At 64.0% G+C, this 20,347-nt stretch carries 22 protein-coding genes and 3 pseudogenes; 12 read left to right on the top strand and 13 right to left on the bottom strand.

What is annotated here, in order from left to right; translation table 11 throughout:
- Window positions 1–179: 179 nt before the first annotated feature.
- Window positions 180–814: pseudogene (locus tag FOM02_RS22810) on the bottom strand (acriflavin resistance protein).
- A gap of 156 nt (window positions 815–970) precedes the next feature.
- On the opposite strand from FOM02_RS22810, the gene FOM02_RS22800 reads away from it, so the two are divergent.
- Both FOM02_RS22800 and FOM02_RS22795 read left to right on the top strand, forming a co-directional pair.
- Window positions 971–1,393: an MAPEG family protein gene (locus FOM02_RS22800; protein ID WP_027557471.1), complete on the top strand. Its 423-nt coding sequence runs from the start codon at window positions 971–973 to the stop codon at window positions 1,391–1,393.
- Window positions 1,394–1,500: 107 nt separating this feature from the next.
- Window positions 1,501–2,802, top strand: a complete 1,302-nt coding sequence (locus FOM02_RS22795) for an RsmB/NOP family class I SAM-dependent RNA methyltransferase (RefSeq protein ID WP_027557472.1) — start codon at window positions 1,501–1,503, stop codon at window positions 2,800–2,802.
- A 206-nt stretch (window positions 2,803–3,008) separates the two neighbouring features.
- On the opposite strand, the gene FOM02_RS22790 is transcribed toward FOM02_RS22795, so the two are convergent.
- The 3 genes from FOM02_RS22790 to FOM02_RS22780 all read right to left on the bottom strand — a co-directional run bounded on the left by FOM02_RS22790 (window position 3,009) and on the right by FOM02_RS22780 (window position 4,519).
- On the bottom strand, window positions 3,009–3,218 hold the full coding sequence (locus FOM02_RS22790; protein ID WP_008141931.1) for a cold-shock protein: 210 nt from the start codon (window positions 3,216–3,218) through the stop codon (window positions 3,009–3,011).
- Between the two features lie 268 nt (window positions 3,219–3,486).
- Window positions 3,487–3,819: a DHCW motif cupin fold protein gene (locus FOM02_RS22785; protein WP_027557473.1), complete on the bottom strand. Its 333-nt coding sequence runs from the start codon at window positions 3,817–3,819 to the stop codon at window positions 3,487–3,489.
- A gap of 328 nt (window positions 3,820–4,147) precedes the next feature.
- Window positions 4,148–4,519: a nuclear transport factor 2 family protein gene (locus FOM02_RS22780; protein WP_027557474.1), complete on the bottom strand. Its 372-nt coding sequence runs from the start codon at window positions 4,517–4,519 to the stop codon at window positions 4,148–4,150.
- A gap of 148 nt (window positions 4,520–4,667) precedes the next feature.
- Between FOM02_RS22780 and guaA the strand changes: the two are divergent.
- A pseudogene (gene guaA, locus FOM02_RS22775) lies at window positions 4,668–6,264 on the top strand (glutamine-hydrolyzing GMP synthase).
- An 85-nt stretch (window positions 6,265–6,349) separates the two neighbouring features.
- Here the strand turns inward: guaA and FOM02_RS22770 are convergent.
- From FOM02_RS22770 to FOM02_RS22760, 3 genes are all read right to left on the bottom strand, one after another.
- The gene (locus tag FOM02_RS22770; protein WP_027557476.1) at window positions 6,350–6,742 is read right to left on the bottom strand and encodes a VOC family protein; all 393 of its coding nucleotides are present in this window, start codon (window positions 6,740–6,742) and stop codon (window positions 6,350–6,352) included.
- Window positions 6,743–6,936: 194 nt separating this feature from the next.
- Complete coding sequence (locus FOM02_RS22765) at window positions 6,937–7,536, bottom strand: NADPH-dependent F420 reductase (RefSeq protein WP_027557477.1); 600 nt, start codon at window positions 7,534–7,536, stop codon at window positions 6,937–6,939.
- A gap of 16 nt (window positions 7,537–7,552) precedes the next feature.
- Window positions 7,553–8,287 carry an SDR family NAD(P)-dependent oxidoreductase gene (locus tag FOM02_RS22760; protein WP_027557478.1) on the bottom strand — a complete coding sequence of 245 codons (735 nt, stop codon included), beginning with the start codon at window positions 8,285–8,287 and terminating at the stop codon, window positions 7,553–7,555.
- Window positions 8,288–8,561: 274 nt separating this feature from the next.
- Here FOM02_RS22760 and FOM02_RS22755 point away from each other — a divergent pair, with 274 nt between their 5' ends.
- Window positions 8,562–9,458: a LysR family transcriptional regulator gene (locus tag FOM02_RS22755; RefSeq protein WP_027557479.1), complete on the top strand. Its 897-nt coding sequence runs from the start codon at window positions 8,562–8,564 to the stop codon at window positions 9,456–9,458.
- Between the two features lie 114 nt (window positions 9,459–9,572).
- Here FOM02_RS22755 and FOM02_RS22750 read toward each other — a convergent pair whose 3' ends face one another.
- From FOM02_RS22750 to FOM02_RS22740, 3 genes and pseudogenes are all read right to left on the bottom strand, one after another.
- Window positions 9,573–10,067: a DUF302 domain-containing protein gene (locus FOM02_RS22750; protein WP_027557480.1), complete on the bottom strand. Its 495-nt coding sequence runs from the start codon at window positions 10,065–10,067 to the stop codon at window positions 9,573–9,575.
- Between the two features lie 63 nt (window positions 10,068–10,130).
- Window positions 10,131–11,005, bottom strand: a pseudogene (locus tag FOM02_RS22745) (alpha/beta fold hydrolase).
- Window positions 11,006–11,198: 193 nt separating this feature from the next.
- A complete protein-coding gene (locus tag FOM02_RS22740; RefSeq protein WP_027557482.1) occupies window positions 11,199–11,969 on the bottom strand; it encodes an alpha/beta hydrolase in 771 nt (256 codons plus the stop codon).
- A 217-nt stretch (window positions 11,970–12,186) separates the two neighbouring features.
- Between FOM02_RS22740 and FOM02_RS22735 the strand changes: the two genes are divergently transcribed.
- Window positions 12,187–13,149, top strand: coding sequence for an AraC family transcriptional regulator (locus FOM02_RS22735; RefSeq protein ID WP_027557483.1), 963 nt, complete (start codon window positions 12,187–12,189; stop codon window positions 13,147–13,149).
- Between the two features lie 20 nt (window positions 13,150–13,169).
- On the opposite strand, the gene FOM02_RS22730 is transcribed toward FOM02_RS22735, so the two are convergent.
- Window positions 13,170–13,433, bottom strand: a complete 264-nt coding sequence (locus FOM02_RS22730) for a hypothetical protein (protein WP_199820225.1) — start codon at window positions 13,431–13,433, stop codon at window positions 13,170–13,172.
- A gap of 160 nt (window positions 13,434–13,593) precedes the next feature.
- Between FOM02_RS22730 and FOM02_RS22725 the strand changes: the two genes are divergently transcribed.
- The 4 genes from FOM02_RS22725 (at window position 13,594) to FOM02_RS22710 (ending at window position 17,026) form a co-directional block, all read left to right on the top strand.
- Window positions 13,594–14,844, top strand: a complete 1,251-nt coding sequence (locus tag FOM02_RS22725; RefSeq protein ID WP_027557484.1) for a serine hydrolase domain-containing protein — start codon at window positions 13,594–13,596, stop codon at window positions 14,842–14,844.
- A gap of 76 nt (window positions 14,845–14,920) precedes the next feature.
- Window positions 14,921–15,802, top strand: a complete 882-nt coding sequence (locus FOM02_RS22720; protein ID WP_027557485.1) for an AraC family transcriptional regulator — start codon at window positions 14,921–14,923, stop codon at window positions 15,800–15,802.
- Between the two features lie 199 nt (window positions 15,803–16,001).
- Window positions 16,002–16,664, top strand: a complete 663-nt coding sequence (locus FOM02_RS22715) for an SRPBCC family protein (RefSeq protein WP_027557486.1) — start codon at window positions 16,002–16,004, stop codon at window positions 16,662–16,664.
- Window positions 16,664–17,026 carry an ArsR/SmtB family transcription factor gene (locus FOM02_RS22710; RefSeq protein ID WP_027557487.1) on the top strand — a complete coding sequence of 121 codons (363 nt, stop codon included), beginning with the start codon at window positions 16,664–16,666 and terminating at the stop codon, window positions 17,024–17,026. Before FOM02_RS22715 ends, FOM02_RS22710 begins: the two co-directional genes overlap by 1 nt.
- A 130-nt stretch (window positions 17,027–17,156) precedes the next feature.
- On the opposite strand, the gene FOM02_RS22705 is transcribed toward FOM02_RS22710, so the two are convergent.
- Entirely contained in the window at window positions 17,157–18,296 is a 1,140-nt protein-coding gene (locus tag FOM02_RS22705) for an FAD-dependent oxidoreductase (protein WP_027557488.1), read from the bottom strand.
- On the opposite strand from FOM02_RS22705, the gene FOM02_RS22700 reads away from it, so the two are divergent.
- Both FOM02_RS22700 and FOM02_RS22690 read left to right on the top strand, forming a co-directional pair.
- A complete protein-coding gene (locus FOM02_RS22700; RefSeq protein WP_265442307.1) occupies window positions 18,225–18,482 on the top strand; it encodes a hypothetical protein in 258 nt (85 codons plus the stop codon). The two genes, FOM02_RS22705 and FOM02_RS22700, sit on opposite strands and share 72 nt — an antisense overlap.
- A 113-nt stretch (window positions 18,483–18,595) precedes the next feature.
- Window positions 18,596–19,045: a TetR/AcrR family transcriptional regulator C-terminal domain-containing protein gene (locus tag FOM02_RS22690; RefSeq protein ID WP_265442139.1), complete on the top strand. Its 450-nt coding sequence runs from the start codon at window positions 18,596–18,598 to the stop codon at window positions 19,043–19,045.
- Window positions 19,046–19,048: 3 nt separating this feature from the next.
- Here FOM02_RS22690 and FOM02_RS22685 read toward each other — a convergent pair whose 3' ends face one another.
- Window positions 19,049–19,549 (bottom strand): peptide deformylase, encoded by a 501-nt coding sequence (locus tag FOM02_RS22685; protein WP_027557490.1) that lies wholly within the window; start codon window positions 19,547–19,549, stop codon window positions 19,049–19,051.
- Window positions 19,550–19,754: 205 nt separating this feature from the next.
- Between FOM02_RS22685 and FOM02_RS22680 the strand changes: the two genes are divergently transcribed.
- Window positions 19,755–20,339 carry a TetR/AcrR family transcriptional regulator gene (locus tag FOM02_RS22680; protein WP_027557491.1) on the top strand — a complete coding sequence of 195 codons (585 nt, stop codon included), beginning with the start codon at window positions 19,755–19,757 and terminating at the stop codon, window positions 20,337–20,339.
- Window positions 20,340–20,347: the final 8 nt, after the last annotated feature.

The raw sequence follows: 20,347 nt of genomic DNA, 5'->3' as shown, positions 1-20,347 counted from the left end.
GGCATCGGCGATCTCGAGATTGCCTTTCACGTCGGCAGGCCTGTCCGGGTCGGTGGGATGGGCGGCCAGCCGATCGCAGGTGGCGATGTCGGCCGGCGCGGCGATCACCGGCATACGCGGGCAAAGCAGTGTGGCGAGAGCAAGCGCGGCGAGGGCGCAAGATTTCGTTCGGAGCATGATCAGAGCACGCGGTAGCGGATCGTGTAGGCGTCCTGCGGAGCGACGTTGCCGGCGACCGTCGAGGCGACACTGTCGACGAGGTGCCAGGGGCCGAACTCCGCGGAGCGATGCGGCTCGGCGGGCAGGCGGAGGCGGAATTCGAAGATGCCTCTGCCGGGCAGGTTCACGACCAGCACGCGGTCGGCCGTGCGGTGGTTGAGCGCGACCGCGCCGCGCAGCACCGCGCGTCCGTCGGTGAGGTCGCGCACGCCGTCGACCAGCGCCAGCGTCTGGTTGCGGTCGGTGTGCAGCTCGATCTGGCTGTCGGATACCGTCGTCAGCGTCTCCCGGGGCATCCGGATCTCGAACTCGACCGCGGGCTTCGACGGATTGAGGCCGAGATAGGCCAGCGCCGCGTGCCGCATGTCGTAGGCGGCAAAGGCGATGAGGGCGATGGCGGCGAGCGTCGTCAGGCCATGCCTGACCACGTCGCGCCAGGTCCGGTAGGAGAGGCGGAAGTACACCGTCATCGCCAGCGCAACCGCGAGCGCGCGGCGACACCTGCCAGCGCCGACATCAGGATGCCGAGCTGGCCGTCCGCGGATTCACCCCATGAGGTGATCAAGCCGGCGATCTGGTTGAACGGGGTAGTCATGGCGGTCTCTCGCCTTGTGCCCAAACGGGACGAAATCGCTTTAACAATCGGTGGTTGGTCGCCTCATCGGGAACGCCGGTTCAACTCGTTGATTGTCAGCGCCAGAAGTCGCGGCTAATGACGGTCCGCGGCCCTCCGCTCTACGGGAAAGTTCCGATGTCCATTCAAATGGTCTTGCTGCCTGTCTTCGTGCAGGTCGGTCTCACCTTCGCGCTGCTGATCGGCATGGCGCTGGCGCGCCGGCAATCGCTGGTCTCGGGCGAGACCAAAATCCGCGACATTGCGCTGGGCGAGCCGAACTGGCCCAAGGGCACCACACAGATCGCCAATTGCTATCGCAACCAGTTCGAGCTGCCGGTGCTGTTCTACACGCTGATCGCGCTGGCGCTGCCGCTCCGGCATGCCGATCTCTTCATCGTGCTGATGTCCTGGGTGTTCGTGGTGACGCGCTTTGTCCATGCCGGCGTTTTCGTCTCTTCGAACGACCTCGGCCGGCGCTCCACCATCTGGCTCGCCGGCGTGCTGGTGCTGCTGGCGCTGTGGATCTATTTCGCGCTGAAGATGCTGTTGCTGATCTAGGCGCCCGCACGATCCGGACCCGGAGGGCCGCGTTGGCGCAAAGTGGAAGACCGGTTTTCCGACAAGATCATGCGCAAAGACATTCAATCCTGAACTGAAAGATTCAAATGACTCCCGCTGCCCGGCTGTCCGCAGCCATCGAACTGATCGACACCATCGAGAAGGACCGCGTGCCCGCGGCCAAGGCGCTGAAGGAGTGGGGCACCGCGCACCGCTTCGCCGGCTCCGGCGACCGCGCCGCGATCGCCGGCCTCGTCTGGGACGTGCTGCGCCGATACGCCTCGAGCGCCTATCTCATGGACGCCGACACCGCGCGTGCCAGGCTGATCGGCATGCTCCGCCTCGAACGCGACATGGACTCGGCCACCATGGCCGCGATGTTCGACGGCAGCCGCTTTGCGCCGACGCCGCTGACCGATGCCGAGCAGGCCGCGCTGGCCTCGCGCTCCCTCAAGGACGCCCCGCCTGCGGTCGTCGGCGACTATCCCGAGTGGCTCGACCCGCACCTTGCAAAAGTGTTCGGCGAGGACCGCGCCGCGGAGGCAGCCGCGATGGCGAGCCGGGCGCCGCTCGATCTGCGCGTCAACACGTTAAAATCCAACCGCGACAAGGTGCTGCGCGCGCTGGCTCATCTTCACGCGAAGCCTGCGCCGTGGTCGGCAACGGGTTTGCGCATCGAGCTTTCGGCCGATGCGCGCAACCCCGGCATCCAGGCCGAGGAGGATTTCATCAAGGGCGGCGTTGAAGTTCAGGATGAGGGATCGCAGCTTGCGGCCCAGTTCACCGCGGCAAAACCGGGCGAGCAGGTGATCGATCTCTGCGCTGGCGCCGGCGGCAAGACGCTGGCGCTCGCCGCCCTGATGCAGGGCAAGGGCCGCCTCATTGCCACGGATCGCGACAAACGCCAGCTCGTGCCGATCCACGAGCGGCTGTCGCGCGCCGGGGTCCACAATGCCGATGTCCGCACGCCCAAGGGCGAGGCCGATCCGCTCTCGGACATCCAAGCCAGCGCCGACCTCGTCGTGATCGACGCGCCCTGCACGGGAACCGGAACCTGGCGCCGCAACCCCGACGCCAAATGGCGCATGCGGCCGGGCGCGCTGGAGATTCGTCTGCGCGACCAGGCCGAGGTGCTGGAGCGTGCGGTTCCCCTGGTGAAGCAGGGCGGCCGCATCGCCTACATCACCTGCTCGGTGCTGGCGGAGGAGAATGGCGAGCAGGTCAGGGCGTTCGTTGAACGCCATCCGGAGTTTGCGGTCGTTCCGCCCGAGCAGACCGCCAGCGTGCTCTGGGACAAGGCTGAGGCCTTTGCCGAGGCCGCGCTGCAGTCGGCCGAGGGCTGGCTGATGACGCCGCGGCGCACGGGCACGGACGGCTTTTTTGTGTCGGTGCTGCGAAAAACGGGATGATCAACGTTGTCATTCCGGGGCGCGCGTAGCGCGAGCCCGGAATCCATCGTGCGGCGGTCTCCGCGGGTCCATGGATTCCGGGCTCTCGCTTCGCGAGCCCCGGAATGACAGGGAAAACAAAAGCCCCGCGGACCGGATCCCGGTCGCGGGGCTTTCGAGTTCTAGTGCTCTGCCGGTACGTCCGCGGTCAGAGCGTGCGCTGGCGATTAGCCGACGCGGAGATTGTCAGCCGACGACTTGCCGCTGCGGCGGTCGGCGACGATGTCGAACGAGACCTTCTGGCCTTCGTTGAGGGAGGAGAGGCCAGCGCGCTCGACGGCGCTGATGTGGACGAAAACGTCCTTCTGGCCGTCGTCCGGCTGGATGAAACCATAACCCTTTTGGGTGTTGAACCACTTCACGGTGCCCATAGCCATGGGAAATTTCCTTTAGTTAGTTAGAGACGGTACGCACGTGGGCCGGTACGCAACGCTGCGCCCATAGCCCTGATGAGTCGATGTTTTGGAGAAATCATCTGAAGCGTGCGCGCCTGTCTTAGACGAGGCGAAGCGGCCCAGTCGTTCGGCCAAGTATCGATGATCACAATATAGCGAGATAATTAGACTTCTTCAAGGCACCACCCGTGAACCGGCACGTCCGCGGACTTTGCTATTTTGCGGTGCAAATTGGCCGTTTTCGCGCGTCTCAATCGACGATGAAGAGCGTCGCGCCCACCGCCGTCGAGGACCGGTGCGCGGCATCGCCGAAATCGGAAACCTGGTAGCTCATCCCCGCCGTGAGCTTGAATTTGCGCCCGTCGCGCAACTCCGAGTCGAGCTCGCCCTTGAGCACGTAGAGCACGTGGCCGCGGTCGCACCAATGATCGGCAAGATAGCCCGGCGAATACTCGACCATCCGCACGCGCAAATCGCCGATGTTGAGCGTGCGCCAGAGCGCTTGCCCGGTCTCGCCGGGATGCACGGTGGCCTCGACCTTGCTCCAGTCGGTGACGGTGAACGGGGAGGCGGGGAGTTTCATGGAAGGACGGTCCTTGGATTCCAGTAATTCGTAGGGTGGGCAAAGCGAAGCGTGCCCACGGTGTCTTTCCGCAATGATGGAAGACATGATGGGCACGGCGCAAGCGCGCCTTTGCCCACCCTACGAGTGCTTTGTTGAAGCAGCGCGCCCGACTCTCTGAGCGTCCCCCTGAGGTGGCCGCTTCTTCAGCGGCCCTCGAGGGGCGACAGCCCGGCTGCATCCGGGCCGTGCATCCTTCGAGGCTCCCCATGGGACGCGTTGCGTCCCATGCTTCGCACCTCAGGATGACGGGGAAGGGAGCGAAATTGCCGAGCCAAAAGAGCAGCGACTAATGCGGCAAATGGTTCGCCGACCCCTGCACGATCAGCCCGGCATCATTCACCCGCAGATATTCGCAGATCCTCTTGCCGCGCTCGTTCTCGTAAAACACCACCACGCTATCAGGGCTGACGAAGACATCGATCAGCGAGAAATGCAGCTCCGGCAGCAGGGCGAGCGCCTTGCCCCAATAGGCCCGCAAGCTGTCCTTGCCCCGCACGGTGCCGCTGGCATCGAACCCCATCGCCGGGATGCGGTCCGAGGTCATCACGGCCGCCTCGTCATAGAGCGTGAGCACCCGCTCGAGGTCGCGTGCGTTCCAGGCCTCGACCCAGGTCCGGCCGAGCGCGGCAAGCTTTGACGGCTGATGATGCTGTGACATGGCGATCTCCCTGGTTGGCCCCAGTTTGAGACTGAGGCAATTAGGTCAATAATACTTACCTATATCGATTTGTCCATGCCCAAAGAAGCATGTGGGCGCGCGAGCCGGCGCGGTTGCGGGCAGAGGCGTGGTCGCGTATCTGCTTGCCATGACAGCAGCACAGAACGACCGCTCCGCGTCGACGCCCTCGGTGGCCTCGGCGCACGACAAGATTCTCATCGTCGACTTCGGCAGCCAGGTGACGCAGCTGATCGCGCGTCGCGTGCGCGAGGACGGCGTCTATTGCGAGATCGTCCCGTTCAACAAGGCCGAAGCCGCCTTCGCCGAGATGAAGCCGAAAGCGGTGATCCTCTCCGGCGGCCCTGAGTCGGTGCATGAGGCCGGCTCCCCCCGCGCCCCGCAAGCGATCTTCGATTCCGGCGTGCCCGTGATGGGCATCTGCTACGGCCAGATGACCATGGCGGCCCAGCTCGGCGGCGAGGTCGAGGGCGGCCATCACCGCGAATTCGGCCGCGCCGATGTCGAGGTGAAGGCGCAGAGCCAGCTGTTCGCGGACGTCTGGTCATCGGGCAGCAAGAACCAGGTCTGGATGAGCCATGGCGACCGCATCACCAAGATGCCGCCGGGCTTCTCGGTCGCCGGCACGTCGCCGAACGCGCCGTTCGCGATCATCCAGGACGAGAAGCGCAAGTACTACGGCCTGATGTTCCACCCCGAAGTGGTGCACACGCCAGACGGCGCCAAGCTGATCCGCAATTTCGTCCGCAAGATCGCTGGCCTCACCGGCGACTGGACCATGCGCGCCTTCCGCGAGGAGGAGATCGCAAAAATCCGCCAGCAGGTTGGCAAGGGCAAGGTGATCTGCGGCCTCTCCGGCGGCGTCGACTCCGCCGTCGCGGCCGTCTTGATCCACGAGGCCATCGGCGACCAGCTCACCTGCGTGTTCGTCGATCACGGCCTCTTGCGCCTCGATGAAGCCAAGACCGTCGTCGACCTGTTCCGCCACCACTACAACATCCCGCTCGTGCACGTGGATGCGTCAAAGCAGTTCTTGGGCGAGCTCGAAGGCGTCACCGACCCCGAGAAGAAGCGCAAGACCATCGGCCGCCTCTTCATCGAGGTGTTCGAGGCTGAAGCCAAGAAGATCGGCGGCGCCGACTTCCTCGCGCAAGGCACGCTCTACCCCGACGTGATCGAGAGCGTTTCCTTCACCGGCGGACCTTCGGTGACGATCAAGTCGCACCACAATGTCGGCGGTTTGCCTGAGCGCATGAACATGAAGCTCGTCGAGCCCTTGCGCGAGCTGTTCAAGGACGAGGTGCGCAAGCTCGGGCGCGAGCTGGGTCTTCCCGAAATCTTCGTCGGCCGCCACCCGTTCCCGGGCCGGCCTCGCCATCCGCTGCCCCGGCGACATCACCAGAGACAAGCTCGACATCCTGCGCAAGGCCGATGCCGTCTACATCGACCAGATCCGCAAGCACGGCCTCTACGACGAGATCTGGCAGGCCTTTGCGGTGCTGCTCCCGGTGAAGACCGTCGGCGTCATGGGCGACGGCCGCACTTACGATTATGTGGTTGGCCTGCGCGCCGTCACCTCCACCGACGGCATGACCGCGGACTTCTACCAGTTTGACATGAAGTTCTTAGGCGAGACCGCCACGCGCATCATCAACGAGGTGAAGGGCGTGAACCGGGTGGTGTACGACGTGACCAGCAAGCCGCCCGGGACGATTGAGTGGGAGTAGGGGATCTCGACGCTATTGGTCGATTGACCCCATTGATGCCATCGCTCCGCTAGTCGCCCGTGAGAACCGCTTTGGGCGGCGGATTCTAGGAGGGGATCTCCTGCGCGATCTCCCACATATGACCGGATGGGTCGGAAAAGGCGGCGGTGCGACGACCCCAGGGACGATCGATGGGGCCGTTCACGAGGTCTACGCCGCTTTGCCGAAGCCTCGCGCACGCTTCATCGACATCGGCGACGCGAATGGTCATGAGCATGCGAGGTCCGGCGCTTGAAGCAGCCGGCACCACCGGCTCCACGAGCTGCAGCGCCTGCGTCTCCTGGAGCAAGTTGATCATGACGCCACCGAGCCCGATCACGCTGCATACGGCATCGGAATAGATTGGCCTCGCATCGAACACGGTCTCGTAGAATGTCCTTGTGCGCGCGAGATCGTCAACGAAGAGGGTCACGCACTCCAGATTGTTCAAGCTGTTCATTCGAGCGGGCCTCGGTTAACTGGTCAGTCGAAGTTTCTTTCGACAAAAGATAACAACGTATTTGGCAATAATGAAGCAGATTGCCTTTTCGACTCTTGCGCCGCTCGCGCATGTGCAGCAGCACGTGAAAGAAGGCGCGTGGGAGTACAATGGAGTTGTATCTCCCCGCTCTTCGAACGGCGCCGATACGCCGACTACTGCTCCTTCCTGAACAAATCCTGGAAGATGAGCTGGCCCCAGACGCGGTCGCGTGCGTGCACCAGCGCGCCACCCTCGTTGAGCCTTCCCAGCTTGACGGGTGCGAAGCCGAGTTGTTTGGCCAAGGCCGCCACGGGCGCGGTCGCGTCCTCGTCGTCGCTCGAGAGAAAGACGACCCGATGGCCGCCCTCGACGACCGGATCGGCAGCCAGTTTGGCCGCAACCAGGTGGTTGAAAGCTTTCACGAGCTTGGCACCGGTGAATGCCTTCGCGACGAAGGCGGAGGACAGGAGACCGTCCAACTCCTCGGGGGGAACCAACGCGTTCATCGCATCGATGACTGTCTTGCCTGTCCAGCTCGGCAGGGCCTTCGCAACCTCGCGATGCTCCCCGAACGGGACCGCCAAGATGATCGTATCGGCCTCGAGTGCTTCCCGTAGCGGCTTGGCGACGACCGCGGGTCCAATCGCCCGAGCCTGCGGCGCCAACGCCTCGGGCGGCCGGCGGCTCGCGACGGTGACCTCGATGTTCTTACGGGCGAAGGCATGGGCGAGGGCCTGGCCTACCTTGCCGAATCCTACAATTGCGTAGCTCATAATGCTTCTCCGATTTTCAGATGGCCGAGAAGCCGCCGTCGACGGACAGCTCCAGCCCATTCACGAAGCTGGAATCGTCTGAAGCCAGAAACAGCGCGGCCGCCGCAATTTCCTCAGGACGACCCATCTTTCCCCGCGGGATCAGGGATTCGAACATCCGCTTCGCCTCCTCGGTGAGAACCTGGTCCTGCATCGGTGTGGCGATCGGCCCCGGGTGCAGCACGTTCACCCGGATATTCCTGTCCTTCAGTTCGTTGAGCCACCCGCGTGCGAATGCGTGCAACGCCGCCTTGCTCGCTGCATACACGCTGTAACCGGGAAAACCTTTCACCGACGCAACTGATCCCGTCATGAAGATCGATCCGCCATCGCTGAACAGCGGCAACGCCTTCTGAACCGTGAACAGCGTGCCGCGCGTGTTCAGGCCGAAGGTCGCATCGAAATGCTGCGCGGTAATCTCGCCCAGTGGGACGGCGTTGCCCATGCCGGCGCTCGCATACAGGACGTCGATCTTGCCCTTTTCTCGCTTGACCGTGTCGAACAGACGATCGAGGTCGTCGAGATCGGCCGCGTCGCCGCGCACGCCGGTCACGTTCCGGCCAATCAGCTTGACGGCCTCGTTGAGTACCTCCTGCCTCCGGCCCGTGATGAAAACGTAAGCGCCTTCTTCAACGAACCGCTTGGCGCTCGCCAGCGCCATGCCACTCGATCCACCCGTGATGACTGCAACCTTACCTTCAAGCTTTCCCATGACTTTTCCTTCAGACTCCGTCTTTGGTCGTTGGGGGATGCCCCCGAGGACCTCGACATAGGTCTGCCGGCGTCGGGCGTTGAGTGCGGAAGCGCGCACATCGGTGGTGCGAAATCGATCCGGCTGGACGACGGGCGTCAGCAGTGGCGATCAGTGTCCGCCGTTCGAAATGGGGCCGCGCTCGTCGACATAGGCCACAATGACCACCATATTGCTGTTCGATGTACTCGATACGGGCTTTGGAAGGCGCACCCCAGCGGTGCCGGATTGCACCATGATCGACTGGGATGACGTTCGCTACTTTCTTGCCGTCGCGCGCGGAGGCTCGGTGCGGGCTGCCGCCGAGCGCCTCGGGGTGAACCATTCGACCGTGCTGCGACGCGTCGCCCAACTGGAGGAGCGGCTCGGGGCGCAGATGTTCGAGAAGCTGCCATCGGGCTACCGCCTGACGGCTGCGGGAGAGGAGGTCCTCGAACTCGCGGATCAGATGGAAGCGTCGTCGCACCAGCTGGAGACGCGCGTCTTTGGCCGCGACCAGAGCGTGCGCGGGCTTCTGCGGGTGACACTGGCACCGCCGCTGGCGACACACCTTCTCATGCCTGACTTCGCCGATTTCGCGCGCCTGCATCCGGACATCGAGATGGACATCCTGTCGTTCGGCGAGCTGGCAAATCTGACCAACCGGGAGGCCGACGTCGCGATCCGCGTCGTCTACGACCGCAAAACCATGCCGCTCAATCTCCACGGCCTGAAGGGACCGGAGCTGTTCGGCGGCGTCTACATGTCCAGGGATCGACTAGCCGCGTGGCGTGCTGGCGCGCCTGATCCTATCCGGTGGATCGTCATAAGCATTCATGGAATCCCGGATTGGGCCCACGAGGGTGAGGTTCGCACCGCCGGGGTTCCGTTCAGGGTCACAGATGCGGGAGCGCAGATCGTTGCAGTAAGGCAAGGGCTCGGGATGACGACACTGCCGTGCTTCGTCGGAGATGCCGATCCCCTGCTGGTGAGGGTGCCAGGCACCGACCTGCACATGTACGGAACGCTCTGGCTTCTCACACAGGGGGAGACACGCAAGACGAAGCGCGTGCGGCTCTTCACGGAGTTCGTATCCCGCAGGCTCGCCGCGTACGCTCCGCTTCTCGCAGGGCTGTCCATATCGCCTGACTGACGCCCCGCACCGTCGTCTGAGCCTTGATCCTGGCCGCGAACGATTTCTGCGCCTCGGACGCGATGCTTGGTCGCGACGGCTGCTTGTGATTCAAAGCTCAGACGTCGATGGCACTCAGCTTGCGCATTCTCGGAGCAAGGTTGTGATTTTCGCGTCGAGATTTCGGGCGACGGAGAGTGCGTCCGAATTGCCATAAGGCAGCAGAAAGCTCTCCATTTTGTCGTAAGAGATGTGCACGCCATCGGGGCGCTCATCGATGAGCACTGTGACCGGAGCGTAAGATCCAGCATCGGGCACGTGCTTGACCATTTCCTTCATGATGAGTGGATTGCCGATCACTAGCCGTATGATTTTAGGCGTCTTGGATCCGGCTTCGCGACGCAGAATGTCGCCCAGGTCAAATTCCGCGAAGAGCATAAGGTCCGTTCGGCCGAGGCCGCTTCGTACAACGCGCTCCAAATCCGGGAAGGAATTTGTCGCCCTCGTTTCCTTGAAAAATTCGATCATGTTGGGTCGCCCGACCGCCGATTTGAGCGCCGCCACAATAGTGTCGAATGATTTTGAGCTCGTGAGGCTGAAGCGATCCACTTCGATTTTGGCGATTGTCATTTTGTCCTCTGTAACAACTCTCATGGATAAGGTGCGCCTGATCCCGTCGGAGCGCGCCTCGTGTCATGCGGCCACGGGTTGGGCATCCAGGAAAGTCCGGACGTGGCTGACGAACATCTCGTGGTGCTGAAACAGCGCGCCGTGCCCTGAATCGGGATAGAGGACCAGCTGAGCATTGCTGAGTTCCCTAGACATTGCGTAGGCGTTGCTCGCGGGGAGCATGGTGTCGTGGCTGCCGCTGACCACAAGAGTGGGTTGGCGGATGGCGCGCAGGATGGCGTGTCCGGGGTCGGGTGTGGCGCACCAGGTGATCAGCGCCTTGGCCTGCGGATCGGTGACAGCGCTGCCGTTATCGGTGTCCCGATCGTCCTGACGGACCTTTGCTCTTTTCAGGAAGGCAAGGCCGGAGGACTGGCTGGCAGGTGAAGTCGTGAAAAATAGCGGCAGCCGTGGGTCCGGCGCATCGGTTTTGGAGAATGCGTCCTGCAGAACCGCCAACAGGTGTTCCTCGCCACCTTTCGGCGCAGTACCGACGAGTATGAGCTTGCGGACCAGCTGTCCGTGCTCGGCAGCGATCTGCTGAGCGACGCAGCCGCCGAGGGAAAAGCCGAGCAGGTCCACTTTGGAGAGGTCGAGCAAGTCGACGAAATTGATGGCGTCTCGCGCCATCGCCTCGACGTTCTCGGGCGTTTGACCGGTCGAGCGGCCGACCCGGCGTTGTCAAAGGCGATCACGGGGCGATCGGTGGCCAGCGCGTTGACGACGGCGGGGTCCCAAGCGTCGATGTTGCCCGAGAAGTGCTGCAGAAGAACCAGCGGAGTTCCGGTCGCGGGGCCGAGACGGCGATACGCGAAGCGGATTCCGTGGCCTTCAATGTAACGAGTTGGCGCCGTTTCGAGCGTAGTGGCGTCCTGGCTCGCGATGTCGCGTTTAGTCATGTCATCCTCCGGATGCTTGGCATGAGATAATTGGGTGGGGGATCGGCGTGGCGCAGTGACCGAGGCCTTCTCCAGTACGGCGCTCGCGCTTCTGCGGCTTCGCCAGCTTTTCGTGATCGCGGTCTGGGCGTTCCGCATTTGCCCGAAGAGAACGTGCGCGCTCCCGGCGTGAAAGGTGCCGGGAGCGGCATCGTCATTTCACGAGCGTTGCCTTTTCGATGACCTCGGCGACTTCCTTGGCATGGACGACGAGCGAGGCATGGCTGCCGGCAACGTCCGTCACCTGAGCCTTCATCCTGGCTGCGAACGACTTCTGGGCCTCGGGCGCGATGACCTTGTCCTTCGTGGTGATGACATCGAAGGTCGGCTTGTCACGCCAGGCCGCAATGGTCACGGGAGCCTCGAACGCAGCGACGCTCAATGGAAGCTGCGATTTGGCCAGGTGCTCGGCGATCTCCGGCGGAAGGTCAGCCGCGACCGCCGACGGAAACACCTTGGGATCGATGTACAGATTGCCCTTCGCGTCGGGATGGATCGCGTTGCCGCCTTCGGTCGGCGGGCCGGCCTTTGACAGCGATGCCAGGGATTCGCCGACGTCCGGCGCGAAGGCGGAGACGTAGACCAGCGCCGAGATCTTGGGATCATTGCCGGCTTGCGTGATCACCACGCCGCCCCATGAATGGCCGACCAGCACGGTCTTGCCGTCCTGTTTCGCGAGCGCCTGCTTGGTGGCATCGACGTCAGCGGTGAGCGAGGTGAGCGGATTTTCGACGAGCGTGACGTTGTAGCCCTTCTTCGTGAGAATGTCGGCAACGGGCTGCCAGCTCGTCTGGTCCACGAAAGCGCCGTGCACGAGCACGATGTTGTGGGCTGCTCCCTTGGGCAGTTCGGCGGAAGAAGCGGAGCCGGCCAATGTCGTTCCGGCCAGGAGTACGGTGACGGCTGAGAGGAGGAAATTTAGCATTGATCGTTCCTGTTGGCATGTCGGACGGAATGAGTCCTGCGGGAATGGACAGGCGTTTCCAGCCAGGTCGCGGTCTTTTCCATCCGCCGTTGGCGAAATGGTTGCCGCCCGTGGCGTCGGCCCGCCGCGACATGAACTAGTTCGCGGTCTTTTCGGACTGTAGGGATCAATCGTCCGGATGTTGTGTCCGATCGTCCACCGGACTAACTTCGGCGTCATGGACATCCTCGCCCAGGTGCTCGATCGCGTCCGTCTCGGCGGGACGTTGCTGTTTCATTTCGAGCTCGGCCATCCCTGGAATCTGGAGCTGCCGGCGCGCCCCTACGCCCTGTTTCACTATCTCAGCCGGGGCTCGGCGACCCTCGCGCTCGAACAGGGACAGGAAATCCAGATGACAGAGGGCGACTTTGTCGTGATCACGCGCGGCGAGCCCCATGGGTTTTATTCGGATCGCCGGGCCAAGCCTTTGCAGATCGTGGACCTCGATCGATCGTCAGCACGTCTGGGCGTCGTTCGTCACGGCGGCCGTGCAAAGCCGTCCTCGACCATGATCTGCGGCAATTTCACCGTGTCGCGGCCCTCGTTCGACGGCGTGCTGGAATTACTTCCGCCCGTGCTTCTGCTGAAGCCGACGGCGGACGGGGGCTGGCTCGAAGCCATCCTGCGCCGCATGGTGAGTGAGTCCGCGCTCGAGCGTCCTGGCCAGCGCGTCGCGCTTTCACGCTTGACGGAAGTGCTGTTTGTCGAGGTGCTCCGAAGCTGGATCGCGTCTCTCAGTCCCGGACAGGGCGGCTGGCTCGGGGCCATATCGGACCCGCATATCGGACCGGCGCTCAGATTGATCCACGAAAACCCGGAGCGGCCCTGGACGCTGAGCGACCTCGGGCAACGCGTGGGGCTCGGCCGCTCGGTATTTTCGGCCCGCTTCACCAAGCTCGTCGGCCAGTCCATGCACCGTTACGTGATCGAACGCCGGATGGCGGAAGCGGCATTCCTGCTCGAAACCACCGATGAGCCCATCGCACGGATCGCGAGCCAGGTCGGTTACGAGACAGCGGCGGCGTTCTCAAAACTCTTTCATCGACATCATGGCATGTCGCCCGGCCGCTACCGGACCGCTCAACGCCTCGATGGAAGCCAAGGTCAACTGCGCGGTTCGGACGTGAATGTCTCCGATTGATTGCACGCCAGCTGTGAATGTCAGGCAGTCGTCATTTCGGGCACACCGGCGGCGAGAACCGTCTCGAAGAATGCGTTGACGTCATCCAACCGGAGGCAACAGCTGAACCAGCTCGTCGCAGGGGCGAGATCGGCGTGCGGGAAGAACGCCAGCGTCAGATCGCCCCGCTTCAGGATCATCCACGCATCGTCGCGCCAGGTCTGTTCGAAGCCCAGGGCTCCGTAAAACCTCGCCGTTGTTCCGAAGTCTCTCGAAGGAAGGTTCGCCGTCGCGCTATCGGTCATCGGGTCGCTCCGTCAGGTCTTGCTGCCAGTCGCTGCATCCGCCCGCAAGCCGCTCTCACGTCGCCTCTGATCGTCGTGCAGGTCCCCTTGCACAAACGCAGGATCTAACGTCGCGCTCTCCTATGCTACGACATCGGCATTCCCTCCGGAGCCCGTGATCATGTCTGCTGCGACCCAAGCGCCCGCCACCGCGACCGAGACCGATCCTGAAACGCTCGGCTGGATGCGCGGCTTCCCGCCGTCCCCCGATCGCACCATCACCTTCCAGAACGGCTCCTTCCGCAGCTTCCCCGAGCTGCGCTGGGCCTGGAGCAACGTGCGTCAACTCGTGCCGACGGTGAATGTCTGGCGCGGGGCAGGGCCTGCATCCGTGCTGCCGCGCGTGGACCATGACATCGGCGCGGTCGCCTCGACGTCGATGGACGGCCGGCCCATGACCTTCGCAAAAATGCTGGAGGAGACGTACACCGACGGCATCGCGGTGCTGCATCGAGGCAGGCTGATCTATGAGCGCTATTTCGGCGCGCTGAAGCCGCACAAGCCTCATATCGCGATGTCGGTGACGAAGTCGTTCACCGGCGTGCTCGCGGGCATGCTGGTCGCCGAGGGCAGGATCGATCCGCAGGCGCCGGTCACCGATTATGTGCCGGAGCTGAAGGCGAGCGCGTTTGGCGATGCGCGCGTGCACGAGGTCATGGATATGACCACGGGGCTCGAATACACCGAAGTCTACACCGACAAGAACTCGCACGTCTGGGGCCTGCGGCGTGCCAACGGCATGGCGCCGATCCCGGCTGATTATGATGGCCCGACCACCATTTTCGATTTCCTCGTCGCGCAGAAGAAGCAGGGCGAGCACGGCAAGGCCTTTGCCTACAAGACCGTCAACACCGACGTGCTCGCCTGGATCGTCAGGCGCGCCAGCGGCATGACGCTGTCGGACCTGCTCTCCGAGCGGATCTGGACCCGGATCGGCGCCGAGGAGGATGCGCATTATCACGTCGACCGCATCGGCACCGAGAGCGGCGGCGGTGGTCTGTCCACGACGCTCCGCGATCTCGCCCGCTTCGGCGAGACCATGCGCAACCACGGTCGCTTCAACGGCCGGCAGATCGTGCCGTCGCAGGTGGTCGAGGACATCGCGCGCGGCGGCGATCCCGAAAAGTTCAAGCCGGCCGGCTACACCACGCTGCCCGGCGCCTCCTATCGCAATCAATGGTGGGTCACGCACAACGCCCACGGCGCCTATATGGCGCGCGGCGTTCACGGCCAGGGCATCTATGTCGATCCCAAGGCCAAGATGGTGATCGCACGCTACGCCTCGCACCCCACGGCGGGCAACGCCGCCAACGATCCGGTGACGCTGCCGGCGTACATGGCGCTGGCGAAGGAGCTGATGGCGGGCGGGTAGGGGTACCAAACCGCAAGATCGGTCGAGCACGCCGAGGCCGTCACCGGCTAACTGCACCCGCCACGGAGGAGGGACGATGACGGCGGCGCTGCAAAACTATCAGGCCCGGATGCGCAGGGTGCTGGAGCATATCGACCGGCATCTCGACACGGATCTGGACCTGGATAGCCTCAGCAGCGTTGCGGCCTTCTCGAAATTCCATTTCCACCGGCAGTTTTCGGCAACCTTCGGGTTGTCCGTGCATCGCTATGTCCAGCTCGCCCGTATGAAGCGCGCTTCCTACCGGCTGGCTTACAGCGACGCCCTGAGCGTCACGGACATCGCGATGGACGCCGGCTACGATGCTCCGGATGCCTTTGCCCGCGCCTTTCGGCAACGGTTCGGGCAGTCGCCGTCATCGTTCCGGAAATCGCCGGATTGGGAGCCGTGGCTTGCGGCCTTCGGGCCTCTCGATATTGCGAGGAGCAAGCTCATGCAGACGACCTTTACCCCTGACGACGTGACGATCCGCGACGTGCCCACCATCAAGGTGGCGATCATGGAACACCGCGGCGACCCGGCGACGCTCGGCGCCACCATCCAGCGCTTCATCGCCTGGCGCAAGTCCGCGGGCCTGCATCCCAGCACGAGCCCGACCTTCAATGTCTGGCGATCCGAACGGCGACCGGCGCAGCCGGCCGATTACAGCGCGGACCTCTGTGCCGGGACCGACCAGCCGATCGTGGCGAATGGCGAAGACATCAAGGCCGGCGAGATCCCCGGCGGACGCTGCGCCGTGCTGCGCGTCGTCGGCTACACCGACAATCTGGAGCCCGCCGCGCTCTATCTCTATCGGGACTGGCTTCCGGCCAGCGGCGAGGAGGCGCGCGACTTCCCGCTCTATTGCCAGCGGCTGAGCTTCTTCCCTGATGTGCCGGAGCACGAGACGGTCGCGGAGCTGTTCCTGCCGCTGAAGTAGCTGCCGAACGCCGAGCTTGTAGGATGGGTAGAGCGCAGCGAAACCCATCATCGCTCCTCCACGGGGAAAGCGATGGGTTTCGCTTCGCTCTACCCATCCTACGGTCCTACCCATCCTACGGTCTCCTAAATATCAGTATTGACTTATATTAGTGTGAGCCGATATTCATCGTCCTGCGCAAACGGCAAGGAGGCTCGCAATGGAGATCGACGTCGCCCGGGTGTTGGGGCTTGTGACGCGTTCGGTGAGGAATTTCGAGAAAGATGGCAAGGCGGCGAGTGCGGTGACGCTGACGCGCCTGTACGACACCAGCGTCGACGATCTCTGGGACGCCGTGACCAGCCGGGAGCGTATTCCGCGCTGGTTCCTGCCGGTCGAAGGCGATCTCAAGATTGGCGGACGGTATCAGCTCAAGGGCAATGCCGGCGGCACCATCACCGCGTGCACGCCGCCGAGCCACTTTGCAGCGACATGGGAATTCGGCGGCGGGGTGAGCTGGATCGACGTCCAGCTCGCAGCCGAACGGGGCCAGGCGCGTTTGACGCTTGAGCACACCGCGATCATCGAGGATCATTGGAATCAGTTCGGTCCGGGCGCGGTGGGGATCGGCTGGGACCTCGCCCTTGCGGGGCTCGAGCGATATGTTGCGACCGGGGCGTCGGTCGACCACGAGACGGCCGAGGCATGGATGGGCTCTCCCGCGGGCAAGGATTTCATGACGATGAGCGGCGAGTACTGGCGCGCGGCGCATGTAGCAAGCGGTGTCGATCCGGCCGAAGCGAAGCAGCGCTCGGATCGCACCATCGCGTTCTATCGCGGCGAGATGCCGCCCGACATCGCCCATCCGGGCACAGGAAGCTGATGCACGCCTTCGAGGTCCTCGCCGATCCCGTGCGCCGCCGTATCCTCGAGCTGCTGGTATCAGGCGAAATGGCGTCCGGCGAGGTCGTTGAGGTGATCGGGGCCGAGTTCGGCATCACGCAGGCGGCCGTGTCGCAGCACCTCAAGGTGCTGCGCGAGAGCGGCTTTGCCATCGTCCGCGCGGAGGCGCAGCGACGGCTCTATTCGGTCGACATTGCCGGGCTTCGGGCGGTGGATGCGTGGATCGGCCAGTTCAGGAATTTCTGGGAGCCGAAGCTGGATGCCCTGGCGACCGAGATCGCGCGCGGAAAACGCGAGCGTCGCAACGCGCCGATCACCAAGCGGGGCGGGAAGAGGGCGTGAGCTTCGCCAAGTAGTTCGCCATGTAGGATGGGTAGAGCGAAGCGAAACCTACCATCGCTCCTTCACAGGGAAAGCATGTTGCGATCATGGCCGGTGCGCGGGTCATGCCGGTCATCATCACGAGAATGGATCATTCCGGCATCCTCTCCCGCATCCCGGTGAAGAAGTCCACCAGGCTGTGCGGCGCGCGGTCGCCGAGGCAGAGCTCCAGGATCTGGTGCGCGCCTATCGCGGCTGACTGGCTGCGGGGGAATAGCGCGGCTTCGTAAGTTGCCAGCGCCGCTTCGATGTCGGCGGGGTGCGCGGCGATGGCCTTGCCGAGCTCCGCACCATCGAGCATCGCGAGGTTCGCGCCGTCGCCGGCCGGTGGCATCAAATGCGCGGCATCGCCGAGCAGCGTCACCCCACGCACGCGGTCCCAGCGATGGTCGTTCGGGAGTGTGTGGAGCATGCGTAGCACCGGCGGCGTGTCGGCATCGGTCATCAACGCCGTGAGCGCCGGCGCCCAGCCCTCGAATTCAGCCGCGATGTGCGCCGTCGCGCCAGGAGCATCGGTGAAATCGATCGCGGTGAACCATTCAGCCGGGCGGTTCAGCGCGATGTAGGCGTGCAGCACGCTGTCGGGCTCGCGATGCGCAAAGATGCCCTTGCCGGGTGCGTTCGCAAACATTCCGCCGCCGCCGACGGCCTCGGCTGACGCAGCGTGCTGCGCGTCGGCATCGCGCAGATAGGTCTCGATGAACGACGTGCCGACATAGTCTGGCGTCGCGCTCGACAGCAGCGGCCGGACCTTCGACCAGGCGCCATCTGCGCCCACAAGCAGTTCGGTGCTCACGTACGACCCGTCTGCGAATGTCAGCTCATGCCGTCCGTCGCCATGCGCGGCGACGCTCGCCAGCTTCTTGCCCCATCGGATCGTTTCCGCGGGCAGGGAGTCCAGAAGCATGCGCCGCAGGGCGCCGCGACGCACCTCGGGCCGTCCGCCCGTGCCATCGTCCGGCTCGTCGAGCAGCACTTTGCCGTGCTGGTCGAGCACGCGCGAGGCCTGTCCGCCTTCGTGAATGAGGCTGCGGAATTCCTCGAACAGTCCTGCCGCCTTCAGCGCGAGCTGTCCGCTGTCGTCGTGGATGTCGAGCATCCCGCCTTGCGTCCGCGCCATCGCGGAAGCCTCGGCTTCGTAGAGAGTGACGAGAATGCCATGCAGGTGCAGCACGCGGGCGAGGGTGAGGCCGCCGAGGCCTGCGCCGACGATCGTGACGGGGGGCGTCATCGGGGTCCTTTACGAATGTTTATGGAACATCGTTCCATAGTATTGGAACGTTGTTCCAGTCGTGTCAAGATAGCGTTGATGGCGAAGAAGACTCACCGAGTTGAACGGCGCACTGACGCTCTGTCGCGGGAGCGGATCATCGCGGCCGCAATTGAAATTCTCGACGCCGGCGCGAGGGCGCCCTGACCGTCCGTGCGCTCGCTGCGCATCTCGCAACAGGAAGCGGCGCGATCTATTGGCACGTCGCCGACAAGAGCGAGCTGCTTGCGGCGGCGACCGACGAGGTCATCGCGGGTGTCATGTCCGAGGTGGCCGGTGGCGCCAGGCCGCGCGAGGCGATCCGGTCGGTCGCGCTCGGCGTGTTCGACGCGATCGATGTCCATCCCTGGGTCGGCGCGCAGCTCTTCCGCGAGCCGTGGCGGCCTGCGATGCTGGAGATCATCGAGAGCATCGGCGGACGGCTCCAGGCGCTCGGTGTGCCCCCGGCCGCCCAGTTCGATTCGGCGTCGGCGCTCGTGCACTACATTCTCGGCGTTGCCGGGCAGAATGCCGCCAACGCACGCGTTCATGCCCCTGATACAGATCGGTCCGCCTTTCTCGCCTCCGTCGCCGCGCAGTGGGAGGCACTCGATCCCGCGAAGTATCCATTCGTGCGACAGATGGCGGCGCAGCTGCGCGACCACGACGATCGCGCGCAGTTTCTCGCCGGTATCGATCTGATCCTGGCGGGGATCGGCACGGTTCGGTAGGCCCTATGAACCCCGCGACAGCTTCTCGAACTTCTTCACCAGCCGCTTGCGCTTCAGCCGCGATAGCCGCTGGATCCAGAACATGCCGTCGAGCTGGTCGATCTCGTGCTGGTGGCAGACGGCGCGCAAGGCTTCGGACTCCTCGGTCTGCATGTTGCCGTCGAGATCCCAATAGCTGATCCGCACGCGGGCGTGGCGCTGCACCTCGTCGTTGACGCCGGGCATCGAGACGCTGCCTTCCTTGTGCATGATCATCTCGGGCGAGGCCCATTCGATCGCCGGATTGACGTAAGTCTGAGGCCCCGCTGTGGCGTCGAGCTCGAGCACGACGACGCGCAGGGGCACGCCGATATGCGGGGCGGTGATGCCGATGCCCGGCGCGGCGCGCATCGTCTCGAGCAAATCGCCGGCAAGCTCGCGCAAGGCCTCGTCGAACGCGGTGACGGGGCGGGCAGGGACTGTGAGGCGGCGGTCGGGATAACGGACGATCGGACGAATGGTCATGCAGGGCTCCTAGAGCATGATCCGGAAAGTGCGCAGCGGTTTTCCCTCGCGACAAACGCGGAACGCGTTTGCGCGGAGATCATGCTCAAACGACAACCTAAAGCGCGATGACGATTCATCCCAATCTCATCGCGCTTTAGCACTCACGGATGGTTGAAGCACCCCATTCTTGACGCTCTACCAACTGGAAGGTAGTTTATCCGCCATGACCAACGTTTCCTCGACCGCCGACGACATCCTGGCCTGCGCGCGCAGCCTGATCATCGCGGGCGGCTATAACGGCTTCAGCTATGCCGACATCGCCGATGTCGTCGGCATCCGCAAGCCGAGCATCCACCACCATTTCGCCAGCAAGGTCGATCTGGTCCGCACCCTCGTGTCGCGTTACCGCGAAGAAGCGGAGGCCGGACTGGCTGCCCTGGAGCGCAACATCCCGGATCCGCGCGACCAGCTCAAGAGCTACGTCGGGTACTGGGAGGCGTGCATCACGGACGCGACGGCGCCATTCTGCGTCTGTGCGCTGCTGGCCAGCGAGCTTCCGATCCTGCCGGAGGAGGTGGCGCTCGAAGTCCGCGCGCACTTCCGTGCGCTCGCGTCCTGGCTGACATCGGTGATGGAGCGCGGCAAGCGGAAGGGGCGGCTTCATCTGTCCAACTCAGCCAAGGTCGAAGCTGAAGGATTCATGGCGACTATTCACGGCGCGATGCTGTCGGCACGCGCTTACGGCGATCCAAAGATGTTCGGTGTGATCACCGGCCCGCTGCTGGAGCGGCTCTCGACCAGGCACTGAAGACACCG

It is taken from the genome of Bradyrhizobium sp. SEMIA, from assembly GCF_014844175.1.
In the GTDB taxonomy this organism is placed as follows: Bacteria; Pseudomonadota; Alphaproteobacteria; order Rhizobiales; family Xanthobacteraceae; genus Bradyrhizobium; species Bradyrhizobium arachidis.
Note: the sequence above shows the minus strand (reverse complement) of the source record. Positions and strands in the feature narration are given on the sequence as shown.

What these genes read in the sequence shown, in the direction of transcription:
- FOM02_RS22800 (WP_027557471.1), top strand. Translation starts at nt 971, where the DNA reads ATGTCCATTCAAATGGTCTTGCTGCCTGTCTTCGTGCAGGTCGGTCTC.
- FOM02_RS22795 (WP_027557472.1), top strand. Translation starts at nt 1,501, where the DNA reads ATGACTCCCGCTGCCCGGCTGTCCGCAGCCATCGAACTGATCGACACC.
- FOM02_RS22790 (WP_008141931.1), bottom strand. Translation starts at nt 3,218, where the DNA reads ATGGCTATGGGCACCGTGAAGTGGTTCAACACCCAAAAGGGTTATGGT.
- FOM02_RS22785 (WP_027557473.1), bottom strand. Translation starts at nt 3,819, where the DNA reads ATGAAACTCCCCGCCTCCCCGTTCACCGTCACCGACTGGAGCAAGGTC.
- FOM02_RS22780 (WP_027557474.1), bottom strand. Translation starts at nt 4,519, where the DNA reads ATGTCACAGCATCATCAGCCGTCAAAGCTTGCCGCGCTCGGCCGGACC.
- FOM02_RS22770 (WP_027557476.1), bottom strand. Translation starts at nt 6,742, where the DNA reads ATGAACAGCTTGAACAATCTGGAGTGCGTGACCCTCTTCGTTGACGAT.
- FOM02_RS22765 (WP_027557477.1), bottom strand. Translation starts at nt 7,536, where the DNA reads ATGAGCTACGCAATTGTAGGATTCGGCAAGGTAGGCCAGGCCCTCGCC.
- FOM02_RS22760 (WP_027557478.1), bottom strand. Translation starts at nt 8,287, where the DNA reads ATGGGAAAGCTTGAAGGTAAGGTTGCAGTCATCACGGGTGGATCGAGT.
- FOM02_RS22755 (WP_027557479.1), top strand. Translation starts at nt 8,562, where the DNA reads ATGATCGACTGGGATGACGTTCGCTACTTTCTTGCCGTCGCGCGCGGA.
- FOM02_RS22750 (WP_027557480.1), bottom strand. Translation starts at nt 10,067, where the DNA reads ATGACAATCGCCAAAATCGAAGTGGATCGCTTCAGCCTCACGAGCTCA.
- FOM02_RS22740 (WP_027557482.1), bottom strand. Translation starts at nt 11,969, where the DNA reads ATGCTAAATTTCCTCCTCTCAGCCGTCACCGTACTCCTGGCCGGAACG.
- FOM02_RS22735 (WP_027557483.1), top strand. Translation starts at nt 12,187, where the DNA reads ATGGACATCCTCGCCCAGGTGCTCGATCGCGTCCGTCTCGGCGGGACG.
- FOM02_RS22730 (WP_199820225.1), bottom strand. Translation starts at nt 13,433, where the DNA reads ATGACCGATAGCGCGACGGCGAACCTTCCTTCGAGAGACTTCGGAACA.
- FOM02_RS22725 (WP_027557484.1), top strand. Translation starts at nt 13,594, where the DNA reads ATGTCTGCTGCGACCCAAGCGCCCGCCACCGCGACCGAGACCGATCCT.
- FOM02_RS22720 (WP_027557485.1), top strand. Translation starts at nt 14,921, where the DNA reads ATGACGGCGGCGCTGCAAAACTATCAGGCCCGGATGCGCAGGGTGCTG.
- FOM02_RS22715 (WP_027557486.1), top strand. Translation starts at nt 16,002, where the DNA reads ATGGAGATCGACGTCGCCCGGGTGTTGGGGCTTGTGACGCGTTCGGTG.
- FOM02_RS22710 (WP_027557487.1), top strand. Translation starts at nt 16,664, where the DNA reads ATGCACGCCTTCGAGGTCCTCGCCGATCCCGTGCGCCGCCGTATCCTC.
- FOM02_RS22700 (WP_265442307.1), top strand. Translation starts at nt 18,225, where the DNA reads ATGCAGGTGCAGCACGCGGGCGAGGGTGAGGCCGCCGAGGCCTGCGCC.
- FOM02_RS22705 (WP_027557488.1), bottom strand. Translation starts at nt 18,296, where the DNA reads ATGACGCCCCCCGTCACGATCGTCGGCGCAGGCCTCGGCGGCCTCACC.
- FOM02_RS22690 (WP_265442139.1), top strand. Translation starts at nt 18,596, where the DNA reads ATGTCCGAGGTGGCCGGTGGCGCCAGGCCGCGCGAGGCGATCCGGTCG.
- FOM02_RS22685 (WP_027557490.1), bottom strand. Translation starts at nt 19,549, where the DNA reads ATGACCATTCGTCCGATCGTCCGTTATCCCGACCGCCGCCTCACAGTC.
- FOM02_RS22680 (WP_027557491.1), top strand. Translation starts at nt 19,755, where the DNA reads ATGACCAACGTTTCCTCGACCGCCGACGACATCCTGGCCTGCGCGCGC.